Raw genomic sequence first — 14,447 nt, forward strand, 5'->3', positions numbered from 1 at the left:
GATTTAGCGAGGAACCCTAGTGAAAAAATTAAAACGAAGCGAACGATTGGTCGACATGACCCAATATTTACTATCCAAACCGCATACGTTGATTCCGCTGACGACGTTCGCCGAGCGATATGGAGCGGCCAAGTCATCGATCAGTGAGGATTTGGCGATCATTAAGGACGTATTTGAGAGTGAGGGGCTCGGAGAGCTCCAGACGCTGGCTGGTGCAGCGGGCGGAGTCCGGCACATTCCGAAGCTGCGCAAGGATCATGCGCTGCGGTTTGCCGAGGAGCTGTGTCAGCAGCTTCAGCAATCGGACCGGATTTTGCCGGGGGGTTACCTGTACATGTCGGATCTGCTTGGACAGCCTTCGCTGATGAACGAGGCGGGCAAGATCATTGCTACCGCATTCTCGGACCGGGATATTGATGTAGTCATGACGGTGGAAACCAAGGGGATTCCGCTGGCTTATGCGACAGCGGCCCAGCTGAACCTGCCGGTCGTACTAGTTCGCCGGGACCATCAAGTGACGGAAGGATCGGCCGTAAGCATCAATTATGTATCGGGCTCACACAAGAGCATTCACACCATGTCATTGTCCCGCCGGGCGCTCAAAGAACGCTCCCGTGTACTGATTGTGGATGATTTTATGAAGGCGGGGGGTACCATACAAGGTATGGTTGATCTGCTGGGTGAATTTAATGCCGAAGTCGCAGGTGTAGGTGTATTGGTAGAGTCGGGAGCGGTTGAAACCGAGGAAAGGCTTCTGGAGGACTATATCTCACTCGCCATCCTAAGCGATGTGGACTCCAAAACGAAGAGGATTACCGTGAACCCAGGTAATTACTTCGAAAAATAGGATCGCGATATTTGTCGATATAATAGCGTTTTCATTCGAATTTGCCCGAAGTCTGTCGAAAATATCACTTTCTAAAAAAAATTCCTGTTTTTAGGACATTTTATAGTAGAAAAAAGAAGGATTTCGGGTTTGCTGTGTGGAATTATACACCAAGTCTCTGATGGAAAAAGGTGGTGAACACATATGCAAATTACGGATGTCAGACTCCGCCGTGTTAACTCTGAGGGGAGAATGAAGGCAATCGCATCCATTACCATCGATAATGAATTTGTCGTTCACGACATTCGCGTCATCGACGGAAACAATGGAATGTTTGTTGCAATGCCGAGCAAACGCACTCCTGATGGAGAATTCCGCGACATTGCCCATCCCATTTCTTCCGGTACCCGCGAGAAGATTCAATCGGCTGTATTGGCCGAGTATGAGCGCGCGGCTACAGAAGAAGAAGTGATTGAAGAAGGCGCTTAAGTTCTACAATTGGGGTTCAAGGAAAAGAGAGCCATACCTATGGCTCTCTTTTCTTTTTTTGTAGAATGATATATATTCAGTAGTGAGTTCAAGAGGAGGAGGCATGGCCCTTGAAAAGATTTGCTATTGTGCTCGCCGCTGGGCAGGGCAAACGTATGAAATCCAAACTATATAAAGTGCTGCATCCTGTTTGTGGCAAGCCGATGGTAGGACATGTATTGCAAACGGTACAGCAGGTGAACTGTGAACGCAGTGTTGTGGTCGTTGGTCACGGCGCGGAAGCCGTCCGCACATATCTGCAAGACGCAGCCGAATATGTTCTGCAGGAACAGCAGCTAGGTACGGGTCACGCTGTGAAGCAAGCCAAGGAACTTCTTGGCGCTGAGGAAGGATCCACGATTGTCATTTGCGGGGATACTCCACTGGTGACTTCAGAGACACTGGAAAATCTTTTGAAGCTTCATGAGAGCAACAACGCGGCCGCTACGGTGCTTACCGCGCATATGGACAACCCCAAAGGCTACGGCCGGGTCATCCGTGGCGAGGATGGCAGTGCACTTCGGATTGTCGAGCAGAAAGACTGCAGTCCGGAAGAGGACGCAGTTACTGAAATTAATACCGGTACCTATTGTTTTGACAATAAAAAGCTATTCGCTGCACTGGATAAGGTAACCAATCAGAATGCGCAGCAAGAATATTACCTGACCGATTGCATCGGTATCCTGAAACAAGCCGGCGAGACCGTGCTTGCTTATCAGACGAATGATTATGCGGAATCGATTGGCGTCAACGATCGTCTTGCGCTATCAGAGGCCGAAGGCTTCATGAGAGAGCGCATCAACCGCACGCACATGTTAAACGGTGTTACCATCATTGACCCTGCTTCGACGTATATCGGTGCTGATGTCACTATTGGTTCTGACACCGTGCTCTATCCCGGTACCATCCTGAAGGGGAATACGGTGATCGGAGAAGACTGTGTGATCGGACCCGATACGGATATTGAAGACTCCGTTATCGCGAATGGTGCCAGCGTCAAACATTCGGTGCTCAGCAGTGCTGAAGTCGGCTCGCGGACATCGGTGGGGCCTTTTGCTTATCTCCGCCCAGGCGCCAAGTTGGGTGAAGATGTGAAGGTTGGCGACTTCGTTGAAGTGAAGAATGCCACGATTGACAACGGCTCAAAAGTATCCCATCTCAGTTATGTTGGCGATGCCAAGGTCGGCAAGAACGTCAATATCGGCTGTGGAGCGATTACTGTCAACTATGATGGTTATAATAAATCCATTACCGAGATTGAAGATGATGCATTTATCGGCAGTAATGTGAATTTGATTGCACCGGTGAAGGTAGGCAAGGGCGCATTCGTTGTTGCAGGATCCACCATTACGCATTCGGTTTCCGACAATGATCTGGCCATTGCCAGACAGCGTCAAGAGAACAAGCCTGGATATGCAGAGAAGATTCGGGCACGCGCTATTGCTAAGAAGAACAAGTAAATCGTAATACGCCTGCTTCTCTCGCGAAGATGGGAAGCGGTGATCGGATAGCCTAATTCAACGAACCAGCACGGAGGGTTTTTATTCTATGACTTATCTTGATTCTAAATTAAAAATATTCACGTGTAATTCCAATCCTAAACTTGCTCATCAAATCGCTGACTATATCGGCATTCCGATGGGGGAATCGCATACAACCAGCTTTAGTGACGGCGAGATTCAAGTAAAGCTCTCCGAGAGCGTACGGGGCTGCCACGTATATATCGTACAGTCTACCTGCCTGCCGGTGAATGATAACCTGATGGAACTGCTGGTTATGGTCGATGCGCTCAAGCGGGCATCCGCGAAGAGCATCAACGTGGTTATTCCGTATTACGGATATGCCCGTCAAGACCGTAAAGCGCGTTCGCGGGATCCGATCACTGCAAAGCTGGTTGCGAACCTAATCGAGAAGGCAGGAGCTCATCGCGTCATAACGATGGACCTGCATGCGATGCAGATTCAAGGCTTCTTTGATATTCCGGTGGATCATCTGCTCGGCGTACCGATTCTTGCACAATACTTCCGCTCGAAGCAGATTGAGAACCCAGTCGTTGTATCTCCGGATCACGGCGGTGTGGTTCGTGCAAGAAAGCTGGCTGATTTCCTGAATGCTCCGCTGGCCATTATCGATAAGCGCCGTCCGGAGCCGAACGTCAGTGAAGTCATGAACATCATCGGGAATATCGAAGGCAAAACAGCCATTCTGATCGATGACATTATCGATACAGCCGGAACGATTGTGCTGGGTGCCAACGCGTTGATGGAAGGCGGCGTAAAAGAAGTGTATGCGTGCTGTACACATCCGGTTCTCTCGGGCCCTGCCCATGAGCGTCTGGAGAACTCTCCGCTGAAGGAAGTTGTTGTAACAGACACCATTCCGATCACCAATCCTAATCCTAGCAGCAAGCTGACCGTGCTGTCGGTTGCTCCATTGATGGGAGAAGCCATCATTCGGGTTCACGAGGAATTATCGATTAGTAAATTGTTTGAAATAGAATAATAAACCGTGCCGGACAGGGTTACATCTCCTTATTAGGAAATGTAGCCCTTGTCGGCTATGGTGACTTTGGCTCGGCCTTACCCCGGCATCGCAGTTGAACAACTGTGAAGTAAACGTTTTCATAATAGAGGCCTGTTAATACACGGTTGGCCATGTCAGTATCCGGGCCTGGAAATGAAAGTGAACGTACTCCGATTGTACAGCGTTCCCTCAAGCTCAACAAAATAGGCGTCGACTGCAGTGATCAGACCCACGTCTATGTGACAACCGAGTTCATAGACTTGAACGGGGATGCCATGCTTCATATGGTATTGAAAATGGCTGTGATGTGTTAATTTCTGTTCAAAAGCTTTCAATGCCGATTCACCTTCTTATGAGGGCATTACGCCAATAGGTTTTGTTCATATTGTACTCAGAAATGCGCAAAGAAGAAAGTATAAATCGTGAAAGGAATCAACCAGTGATGAAATGGATTGTCGGACTGGGCAACCCTGGTCCAGCTTATGAGAAGACACGCCACAATGTTGGGTTCATGGCACTGGATGCTCTGGCGGAGCGTCATGGCATGAAGTTCAATCAGAACAAGTGCAAATCGGTCATCGCCGAAGGGATGATTGGCGGTTCCAAGACCGTTTTGATCAAACCGATGACCTTTATGAATCTCTCAGGCGAGGCTGTACGCGCCTATATGGATTATTATAAAGTAAATCTGGAAGATATGATTGTAGTTTATGATGATTTGGATACCGTCGTTGGCAAGATCCGTCTGCGCTATCAGGGCAGTGCGGGAGGACATAATGGCATCAAATCCATCATTCAGCATACGGGCACTCAAAGCTTTAACCGTGTCCGCATGGGAATATCCAGGCCGGAGCCGGGTTATGCCATCGTAGACTATGTGCTGGGCACCTTTCCGAAGAAGGAGCGTGAGCAGCTGCAGAGCATGGTGGAAGAAACCTGCGATGCGCTGGAGTTCAGCCTGGATCATACCTTTGAACAGACGATGGCGAAGTTTAACAAATCCTAGAGGAGCATCATATGATGCAGACATACAAGAGATGTATTAAGGCTCCCGAAGCAGAAGAACAGCGTCTTAAACAAGGAAAGTCCGGGCATACTGAAGGTATATACAACCTTCAGGAGGCATATGATGGCGATAACCTATGTTTGTAGACACTGTCGAGCGTTTCAGGGCCGCATCGATTCCAATCATGTATCCGAAGCACGTCTTGGTTTTGATTCCTTGACCCCTGAGGAACGCAAGGATATAATAGCGTATGATTTTAACGGAGAAGTTATGGTTCGGGTAACCTGCGATCATTGCAGGGAAGCGCTCGAAGCCCATCCGGAGCTTAGTCTTTTGGCAAATCCCCTGCAATGAGAGTATAATGGGGTACACGATGCTTTTTCGTAGAAGACATACAGTGGCATAGTCTGCCGCTGCCCTAGCCTTGGCAGTTTTGCTCAAGGCTTCTTTTCGGTTATAATTTTTTGGCAAATGTTTAAAATTCCATGAGAAATAGATTCTAGGAAATTCATTTCTTTTGCATAAGAGAGGTGCCCCCTTTTGTTACAAGCACTTATTGATGTATTTTCGAAGGATTCGGATTTCAAATCCATTACGGCCGGGGTTAATGCCGGTATGAGGGAGCAATTGATCTCCGGTCTTTCCGGGTCGTCCAGGCAAATCTTAATGGCTGCACTGCATCAAGACCAGCAGCGCCCGCTGCTCGTTGTGACTCATAATATGTTTTCAGCCCAGAAAATCGCGGATGATCTGCAGGAAGCGCTATCATCTGATCAAGTGCTGTTATACCCAGCGAATGAACTGGTAGCGGCTGAGTCGGCGGTATCAAGCCCCGAGACTCTGGCACAACGGATTGATGTACTCGTCCGCTGTGCCAGGGGCTTCCGGGGTATTGTCGTTGCGCCATTTTCCGGCGTGCGCCGGCTTCTTCCAGCACCGGAAGTGATGTCGGATGCCCGGATCGTGCTTCATGATGGCGGGACGCTTGTGCTGGATTCCTTCTTGAATCGGATGGTTGAGATGGGATATGAGCGGGTGGAACGGGTTGAGAGCCGCGGTGAGATGAGTGTCCGCGGCGGCATCATCGATTTCTATCCGATGACAACGACGATGGCCTACCGTATTGAGCTGTTTGATGAGGATATCGACTCGATTCGAACATTCGACCCCATCGATCAGCGCTCGATTGATAAGGTTCGGGAAGTAGTCATCACGCCGTGCAAGGAGATTATTGCGGATTCGGAGCGGCTCAGCCGTACGGCTGATACGGTGGTTCGTCTGCTGGAGGCGCAGCTCGAACGTATGAGTGACCGCCAAGCCAAGCTCCGTTTGCGGGATGAAATACACCGCGAAGTTGAAATGCTGCGCGAGCGGATTTATTTCCCTGAGCTCTATAAATATATTTCTTTGTTATATCCGGAGAAGACCAATCTGTATGATTACATGCCGAAGGATACCATTCTGATTATGGATGAACCGGCACGTCTGCTCGAAACAGCGAAGCAGCTGGAACGGGATGAGGCCGAATGGAATTTGCATCTGATGCAGAATGGCAAATCCCTTCCGGAGCTGCCGTTGTCGCTGGATACGGAGGAACTGATCTATCAGCATCCATATCAAAGCCTGCTGATCTCGATCTTCCTGCGTCAGGTGCCAAGAATGCAGCCGCAGAATATCATTAATGTCATCACGCGCGGCATGCAGGATTTCCATGGTCAGATGAACGTGCTTAAGGCGGAGATGGAGCGCTGGAAGAAATCTGGCGTTCAGGTCATGATGCTGGCGGGCGATGCGGAGCGGATGGACCGCATGCGGCGAGTGCTGCAGGACTATGGCATTGACGAGCCGGTGATGCTTGAAGGGCATCTGCAGAATGGCTTCGAGATGCCTTCTGTCCATGCCGCCATCATTACAGAGAGCGAAATGTTCTCCTCGAAGCAGCGCAAAACTCGCAAAAGCACGAAGAATATGGACAACGCCGAGCGTATCAAGAGTTACACAGAGCTCAAAGTCGGCGATTATGTGGTGCATCAAAACCACGGTATCGGGAAATATATGGGGATCGGGACGCTGGAGATCAACGGGATCCATAAGGATTACATGCATATTTTGTATGCTGGTGGCGATAAGCTGTCCGTTCCGATTGAACAGATCGATCTTATCCAGAAATATGTCGGTTCTGAAGATAAAGAGCCGAAGGTTTACAAGCTGGGCGGAAATGAATGGACCCGGGTCAAGAACAAGGTCCGTTCCTCCGTTCAGGATATTGCCGATGATCTGATTAAGCTGTACGCCGAGCGTCAGTCCGCTCCCGGATACGGATTTGAGAAAGATACGTCAGAGCAGCAGGAATTCGAGGACATGTTCCCTTATGACGAGACACCCGATCAACTCCGTGCCATTACCGAGATCAAAAAAGACATGGAGCAAAATCGACCGATGGATCGGCTGCTGTGCGGCGATGTTGGTTACGGGAAAACCGAAGTGGCGGTTCGTGCTGCATTTAAGTCGGCCATCGAAGGCAAGCAGGTTGCGGTACTTGTACCGACAACGATTTTGGCGCAGCAGCATTACGAGACGTTCCGGGAGCGTTTTGCCAATTATCCGATCAACATTCAGGTGCTGAGCCGTTTCCGCAGCCGTAAGGAACAGAATGAGACGATCAAAAAGGTGAAGCAGGGTTCCGTCGATATTCTGATCGGTACACACCGCTTGCTGTCTCAGGATATTGTGTTTAAAGATCTGGGACTGCTTATCGTGGATGAAGAACAGCGGTTTGGCGTTACGCATAAGGAGAAATTAAAGAAGCTGAAGACCAATGTCGACGTGTTGACGCTGACGGCAACGCCGATTCCCCGCACATTGCATATGTCGATGCTCGGCGTTCGGGATTTGTCGGTTATTGAGACACCGCCGGAGAATCGTTTTCCGGTGCAGACTTATGTCGTGGAGCACAGCCAGACCCTGGTTCGGGAAGCTATCGAGCGTGAGCTGGCCCGCGGCGGTCAGGTCTACTACCTCTACAATCGGGTTCAAGGCATTCAGGAGATGGCCGCTCAGATATCCATGCTTGTGCCGGAGGCCAGAGTGGGTGTCGGCCACGGTCAAATGTCGGAGACAGAGCTGGAGAAGACAATTCTCGACTTCCTGGATGGCGAATACGACGTATTGGTCAGTACGAGCATTATCGAGACGGGTGTCGACATTCCGAATGTAAACACATTGATCGTGCACGATGCGGACAAAATGGGTCTCTCCCAGCTGTACCAGCTGCGCGGACGTGTAGGGCGTTCCAATCGCATCGCTTACGCTTACTTCACGTACCAGCGCGATAAAGTATTGACCGAAGTGGCGGAGAAGCGGCTGCAATCGATCAAAGAGTTCACGGAGCTTGGCTCCGGATTCAAGATCGCGATGCGGGACTTGTCGATTCGCGGTGCCGGCAATCTGCTTGGAGCGGAGCAGCATGGATTCATTGCTTCTGTCGGGTTCGATCTCTACTCGCAGATGCTGGCTGAGGAAATTCAGAAGCGCAAAGTCAGCATGCTGGGCGAGCCTGCGCTGCCGACAAAAGATTGGAATACATCCATCGATCTGGGCATTGACGCATACCTGCCATCGGATTACATTTATGACAGCATTCAGAAAATCGAAATTTATAAAAAAGTGGCGGTCGTCTCGTCCATTGACGAATCGGCTGAGCTTGAAGATGAGCTGCTTGACCGCTTTGGCGAGCTGCCGCTGGCGGTAAGTAACCTGCTTGCTGTTTCCCGCTTGAAGGTATATGGTCATACGTACGGGATCGACTCGATTATTCAGCGCGGGGACGATGTGCTGCTGCAGTTCTATGAAGGACAGGACAAGGCGGTTAATACAGCAGGTCTTGCGCAGATTGGAAATATGTTTGAAAGACGTGTACAATTTGAACAAGGACCTGCGATGGCTATTCGCATTAAAGGCAAGGGACTTTCCGATCAACAATTGTTAGAATTGCTGGAGCAATTCCTGGAGGCTGCACAAGGGCCATTCAACCTGAAGGGAGAACTACAAAATGCCGTTAAGAAATAAAAAGGCATGGAAGACATTCATTGTATCCATCACAGCCGTACTATCCATGTCGATGATCGCTGCATGCGGAAACGACAAAACCGAGGGTGCCAAAGAAGATAACAGTAAAGTCATTGTGAAATATAAAGGCGGAGAAATTACCGAGAAGGAATTCGATCTGGAGCAGCGCATGATCCAGTTCATGTCTCCGGAATACGCCCAATTTCTGCAGATGGATGAATTTAAAGAGTATTTGGCCAAGCAGGGCGTAGCGTATGAATACCTGTATGCCAAAGCTGACGATAAAGCAAAAGAAGCTGCCGAGAAGCAAGCCGATGATCTGCTCAAGCAGCAGAAGAACGGTATGGGCGAAGATCAGTTCAAAGCAGCTTTGGAAACGCAGAAATTGACAGAGCAGGACCTGAAGAACTACATGCTTCGTGTTCTGACTGTAATGGAGCACGAGAAGAATCAGGTCTCCGAAGAGGATATCAAGAAGGATTTCGATGCAAACAAGAAGGATTATACCAACATCAGCGTTCGCCATGTCCTGGTGAGCTTTAAAGATGCGGAAGGCAAGGACCGACCAGAGGGAGAAGCCCTTAAAATCGCCAAGGAAGTGGAAAACAAGCTGAACAAAGGCGAGGATTTTGCCGCAGTAGCGAAGGAATATTCCCAGGATCCGGCCTCCAAGGACAAGGGGGGGCTGATTGAGAACAAACCTGCGGGTTCTTGGGTACCGCAATTCAAGGAAAAAGCTCTGACGCTTGAGCTGAACAAAATCAGCGCTCCTGTTGAGACGGATTACGGCTACCATGTCATGAAGGTGGAGAAGCGCGAGGAAGTTGCATATGACAAGCTTCCTGCCGATCAGAAGGAAGGCATTCTGAATGAGCTTGCTTCCGCGAAGATCGATAACTTCATGCAGAATGAGCTTAACGATCTGATTGAGAGCATGGATCTTCCGAAGAGCGAGAATACGGACAAGCCTGCTGAAGGCACAGGTGACGAGCAGAAGGACGGCACAACCGATAAACCGGCTGAGGGCGACCAGACACCGGATGCTGGCAAGGAAGACACGGGCAAATAATTTGACGGACAAGCGTCCCGTTAATTATCTTGTGCTGCGCTGCCAATATTCAAGTATTGTAAGACAGCGAATGGCTCAAATGGCGGGATTTGTAATCCATAACGTGCGAAATCGCGCGTTATGGATTTTTTTCCCCAAGACCTGATGAATTTATTTTTGGATTTCGCAACCAACAGAGGGTAGATGATGTATAAGGAATTGGGAATGGATGAATACTATGGTCAGACATTAACTCTTATATACCTGGGGACATCCTCTTCCCGAATGGAACAGTAGTTGAAAAATCTTCTTAATGAAAGTGGGGCAACAAGTGACATGAAAGCTACTGGTATCGTCCGCCGTATTGATGACCTCGGGCGCGTGGTCATTCCGAAAGAAATTAGACGCACACTGCGGATTCGCGAAGGCGACCCGCTCGAAATTTTCGTTGACCGGGATGGAGAAGTCATTCTGAAGAAATATTCACCTATCGGTGAATTGGGCGATTTTGCGAAGGAATATGCGGAATCCCTTTATGAGAGCACAGGTCACATCACGATCATCTCTGACCGTGATACCTTCATCGCTGTAGCAGGCGGCTCCAAGAAGGAGTATTTGGACAAGCCGATTGGCAACCTTCTGGAGAACTGCATGGAGAATCGGAAGACGGTTCTGGAAAGCAACAGCGGTACTTATGAGATCAGCAAAGACAACCCGGAAGCCTTGTCCGCTTTTGTGGTTGCGCCTATCATAGCTGGAGGAGATCCGATTGGCAGCGTTGTGCTGATGAACAAGGATGAATCCGTGAACATGGGTGAAATGGAAGTGAAGATGTCTGAAACGGCCGCAGGCTTCCTCGGCAAGCAAATGGAACAGTAAGACGAGGATATGACGCCTTGGATGGAGACTCCCGCTGAATGTTGATCTTAGGATCAATCGACAGTTGGGAGTTTTTGTTGTCTGATATAGTTTTGTACCGCTCCCCTACCCTTGGTTATAATGGAGATACACATGACGGCATCCGTATTATGGTTGATTGGTGATCCGTAAAGATCATGTAGGGGATTGGAAGAAGGCTATGAAACCAGATCAAACAGGCGTAAGGCTCCTGCGGGGAGCGTTTATTCTCAGTGCGGCCGCGATTCTGTCCAAGCTGATTGGAACATTGCAAAAAATACCGCTACAAAATATGGGCGGAGATGCCGTATTCGGCATCTACAACACGGTTTATCCGTTTTATATGATGATGATTACCCTTGCGGCTGTCGGTTTCCCGGCTGCCGTCTCCAAATATGTGGCGGAGTATGAGGCGGTGGGACGAACCGAGGACAGCCACCGGCTGCTGAAGCTGTCTTCCATCACCTTGGTGCTGTTTGGTCTAATCCTGGGTTTCCTGATGTATGTTTGCGCTCCATGGATTGGCCTATGGATCGGAAGCAGCCAAGTGGTTCCTGCGCTTCGCGCAGGTGCATTGGCTTTGGCGTTCGTTCCTTGGATGGCGGTACTGCGCGGTTATTTTCAGGGTCTGCACAATATGGTGCCAACGGCGATTTCCCAGATTACGGAGCAGATTGTCCGTGTAGGGGTTATGATTGCGCTGCTGCTCTACATGATTCGTGCCGGAGCCCGTGCAGATATGATTGCGGCCGGGGCGCTCCTGGGGTCTGCCGCCGGCGGTGCAGCCGGGCTCTTGGTGATGGGGCTGTACTGGCGGAAGCACATCAAGGGGTATCGAGGCAAGGTACATGGAGGAGAAGGAAGTTCAACATTCGGCATACCGGATATGAACGATTCGGGGCAGCATGCCGATGTAACTAAAGAGGGAGCAGGTGTTCTAATTCGCCGCCTGCTTGCCTACGGCATCCCGGTTTGCCTCAGTCTGCTTGCGGTTCCTTTGATTGGACTGGTGGACACTTTCACAGTGCCGCGGCTGTTGAAATCCAGCGGGCTTGGCGAAGCGCTGACGATGGCGGAGTTTGGGATCTATAACCGGGGTCTGCCACTGGTCCAACTGGTTACGATGCTGGCTGCCTCCTTGTCGGTTCTGTTTATTCCTGCACTGGCGGAAGCCAAGTTCAGAGGAGAGTCAGACCGTGTTGCAGGGCAAACCCGTATGGCCCTTCGCTGGTTCTGGCTGATCGGGATGACGGCCTCCGTAGGACTGGCCGTGCTTGCCGAGCCGATTAACATCATGCTGTACGAAGATGCAGCCGGTACAGGGACGATGCAGGTGATTGCCTTCACGGCGGCCGGAGGGACGCTGAGCACGATTACAGCCGCGCTGCTTCAGGGCATCGGCGTCGTGAAGGCGCCAGCGCTCCATCTGCTGGCGGCGGCTGGACTGAAGCTGCTGCTCAACCTGCTGCTGGTGCCGCAGCTGGGCATTACCGGCGCAGCCATCGCTGGCGTGGCTGCGCACCTGACCGCCGCAGCGCTCAATCTCGCGCTGCTCTCACGCAGTGCCGGCGCACGGCTTGACGCCGGCGGGCTGCTCGCGAGGACGCTGCCCGTCCTCGCAGCGGTGGCGCTGGCCGCCTGGGGCGCAGGCGAAGCGGCCAGCGGCATCTTGGCGGCGGCCGGCTTCGCCCCAGGCCGCCTTACCTCCGCGGCCCGGAGCCTGAGCGGCGTCGCGGCCGGTGGCGGCGCCTTCCTCATCGGCGCCGCGCTCACGAAGCTCCTCACGGAGGAGGAGCTTCGGATGCTGCCGAAGGTCGGAAGACCGCTGGCAGCCTTCTTGCGGGCCTTGCGTGTGCTGCGCTAAAAGCACGGCAAACGTGAGATGTTTGATCTTCTGTGATATAGTAGTGTACGATAACGACGTCTACAAGGCGGACGAAGAGCGAAAGGAAGTATCGTATGAGTGCATCCATTACGGTGGTCGGCCTGGGTTCTGGCAATCCTGATCGATTGACTATAGGCATCATAAAAACCATGCAGCGGGCATCGAAGGTGTATGTGCGCACATTATCTCATCCCGTAATCGCTGCGTTGAATGAATTCCAGGTCAATCCGGAATCGTTTGACCATGTGTATGAAGCACATGACACCTTTCCTGAGGTGTACGAATCCATTGCATCCGCTCTGATCAACCTGGCCAGAGCTGCTGAGGATAATCGTGAGATTGTCTACGCGGTGCCGGGACATCCCATGGTAGCGGAAGCCACGGTTCGGTTGTTGCGGGAGCGCTGCCCGGGAGAGAATGTGACCCTGACGGTGCTCGGCGGTGAGAGCTTTCTGGACGAGGCCTTCGTTCGCCTTGGTTTCGATCCCATTGAGGGCTTCCAGCTTCTCGATGCAGCTGAGCTTCAAGCAAGCGTCCTTCAGCCGCAGCTGCATACCCTGATCGGCCAGGTGTATGACATGTTTACCGCTTCGGAAGTCAAGCTGGCGCTGATGGAACTGTATCCGGACGATTACCCGGTTATCGTGGGCCATGCGCTGGGCGTTGAAGGCGAGGAAGCGATTCAGCGTGTGCCGCTCTACGAACTGGATCGTATCGAAGGTTACGGGAACCTGTCGCTGGTCTATGTGCCTCGAAGTGATGACAGCCAGCTCCGGCAGAGGACGTTTGCCAGACTTCATGAAATTGTCGGCATTCTGCGCAGTCCTGAAGGCTGCCCATGGGACCGTGAGCAGACCCATGAGTCCATCCGCAAAAATCTGATCGAGGAAACCTACGAGGTGCTTGAGACGATTGATGAGGATGACCCTGAGCATATGCAGGAGGAGCTTGGTGATCTCTTGCTGCAGATTATGCTGCATTCACAGATGGAGGAGGAGCTCGGTACCTTTACAGTGTACGATGTCATTCAAGCCCTGAATGACAAGCTGATCTTCCGTCATCCGCATGTCTTTGGCGAGAGCAGCGCCAAAGACGCGGAATCGGCCTTGCAGAACTGGGAGCAGATGAAAGCCGAGGAGAAGCGCCTTAAAGGCCTCTCCCCGGAGAAAGCCTCTGTACTGGACGGCATACCGCGGGATCTTCCCGCATTGATGAAAGCGTACAAGCTTCAGAAGAAGGCATCCAAGGTCGGCTTTGATTGGGATAACATCGAAGGTGTGTTCCAGAAGATTGAGGAGGAGCTTGGTGAACTGCGGCAGGCCGTGGCCGAAGGTCAGTCAGCCGAGGATACGGCACTTGAGCTGGGCGATCTGCTGTTCGCGGTCTCCAATGCAGCAAGATTCATCGGAGCAGACCCGGAAGAGTCACTTTCGAGAACGAACCGGAAATTTGTCAGTCGCTTCAGCTACATAGAGGAGCAACTTGCTTTGCAGGGAAAATCCGTTGAGGGAAGTACTTTGGACGAGATGGAAGCCCTATGGCAGGCTGCCAAATCGGGATCGTCACACAACGGCGGGATCCACGGGTGAAAAAAGGCAACTTTTCACGAAAAAATAAAAAAATAGGGATTTGCGGCAGGAATTCCGCAAGGCATCCAGAATAATCA

General features: G+C 51.2%; 12 protein-coding genes. All 12 read left to right on the forward strand.

What is annotated here, in order from left to right:
• Window positions 1–19: 19 nt before the first annotated feature.
• The 12 genes from purR to mazG all read left to right on the forward strand — a co-directional run bounded on the left by purR (window position 20) and on the right by mazG (window position 14,370).
• Window positions 20–847, forward strand: coding sequence for a pur operon repressor (purR, locus tag PVOR_RS02075; protein ID WP_006207418.1), 828 nt, complete (start codon window positions 20–22; stop codon window positions 845–847).
• 183 nt (window positions 848–1,030) lie between these two features.
• Window positions 1,031–1,315, forward strand: coding sequence for a septation regulator SpoVG (spoVG, locus tag PVOR_RS02080; RefSeq protein WP_006207419.1), 285 nt, complete (start codon window positions 1,031–1,033; stop codon window positions 1,313–1,315).
• A gap of 110 nt (window positions 1,316–1,425) precedes the next feature.
• Window positions 1,426–2,814 carry a bifunctional UDP-N-acetylglucosamine diphosphorylase/glucosamine-1-phosphate N-acetyltransferase GlmU gene (gene glmU, locus PVOR_RS02085; protein ID WP_006207420.1) on the forward strand — a complete coding sequence of 463 codons (1,389 nt, stop codon included), beginning with the start codon at window positions 1,426–1,428 and terminating at the stop codon, window positions 2,812–2,814.
• A gap of 88 nt (window positions 2,815–2,902) precedes the next feature.
• Window positions 2,903–3,856 carry a ribose-phosphate diphosphokinase gene (locus PVOR_RS02090; RefSeq protein ID WP_006207421.1) on the forward strand — a complete coding sequence of 318 codons (954 nt, stop codon included), beginning with the start codon at window positions 2,903–2,905 and terminating at the stop codon, window positions 3,854–3,856.
• Between the two features lie 152 nt (window positions 3,857–4,008).
• A complete protein-coding gene (locus tag PVOR_RS30905) occupies window positions 4,009–4,191 on the forward strand; it encodes a hypothetical protein (RefSeq protein ID WP_200860815.1) in 183 nt (60 codons plus the stop codon).
• Between the two features lie 128 nt (window positions 4,192–4,319).
• Entirely contained in the window at window positions 4,320–4,883 is a 564-nt protein-coding gene (gene pth / locus PVOR_RS02100) for an aminoacyl-tRNA hydrolase (RefSeq protein ID WP_006207423.1), read from the forward strand.
• Between the two features lie 123 nt (window positions 4,884–5,006).
• Entirely contained in the window at window positions 5,007–5,237 is a 231-nt protein-coding gene (locus PVOR_RS29465) for an anti-sigma-F factor Fin family protein (protein WP_006207424.1), read from the forward strand.
• A gap of 186 nt (window positions 5,238–5,423) precedes the next feature.
• Window positions 5,424–8,951 (forward strand): transcription-repair coupling factor, encoded by a 3,528-nt coding sequence (gene mfd / locus PVOR_RS02110; RefSeq protein WP_006207425.1) that lies wholly within the window; start codon window positions 5,424–5,426, stop codon window positions 8,949–8,951.
• Window positions 8,935–10,020, forward strand: coding sequence for a peptidylprolyl isomerase (locus PVOR_RS02115; RefSeq protein ID WP_006207426.1), 1,086 nt, complete (start codon window positions 8,935–8,937; stop codon window positions 10,018–10,020). The genes mfd and PVOR_RS02115 overlap by 17 nt, the downstream gene beginning before the upstream one ends.
• 315 nt (window positions 10,021–10,335) lie before the next feature.
• Window positions 10,336–10,878 (forward strand): stage V sporulation protein T, encoded by a 543-nt coding sequence (gene spoVT / locus PVOR_RS02120; RefSeq protein WP_006207427.1) that lies wholly within the window; start codon window positions 10,336–10,338, stop codon window positions 10,876–10,878.
• Window positions 10,879–11,077: 199 nt separating this feature from the next.
• On the forward strand, window positions 11,078–12,760 hold the full coding sequence (locus PVOR_RS02125) for a putative polysaccharide biosynthesis protein (protein ID WP_006207428.1): 1,683 nt from the start codon (window positions 11,078–11,080) through the stop codon (window positions 12,758–12,760).
• Window positions 12,761–12,855: 95 nt separating this feature from the next.
• A complete protein-coding gene (gene mazG, locus PVOR_RS02130) occupies window positions 12,856–14,370 on the forward strand; it encodes a nucleoside triphosphate pyrophosphohydrolase (protein WP_006207429.1) in 1,515 nt (504 codons plus the stop codon).
• Window positions 14,371–14,447: the final 77 nt, after the last annotated feature.

Source organism: Paenibacillus vortex V453 (assembly GCF_000193415.1).
GTDB classification, from domain to species: Bacteria; Bacillota; Bacilli; order Paenibacillales; family Paenibacillaceae; genus Paenibacillus_AQ; species Paenibacillus_AQ glucanolyticus.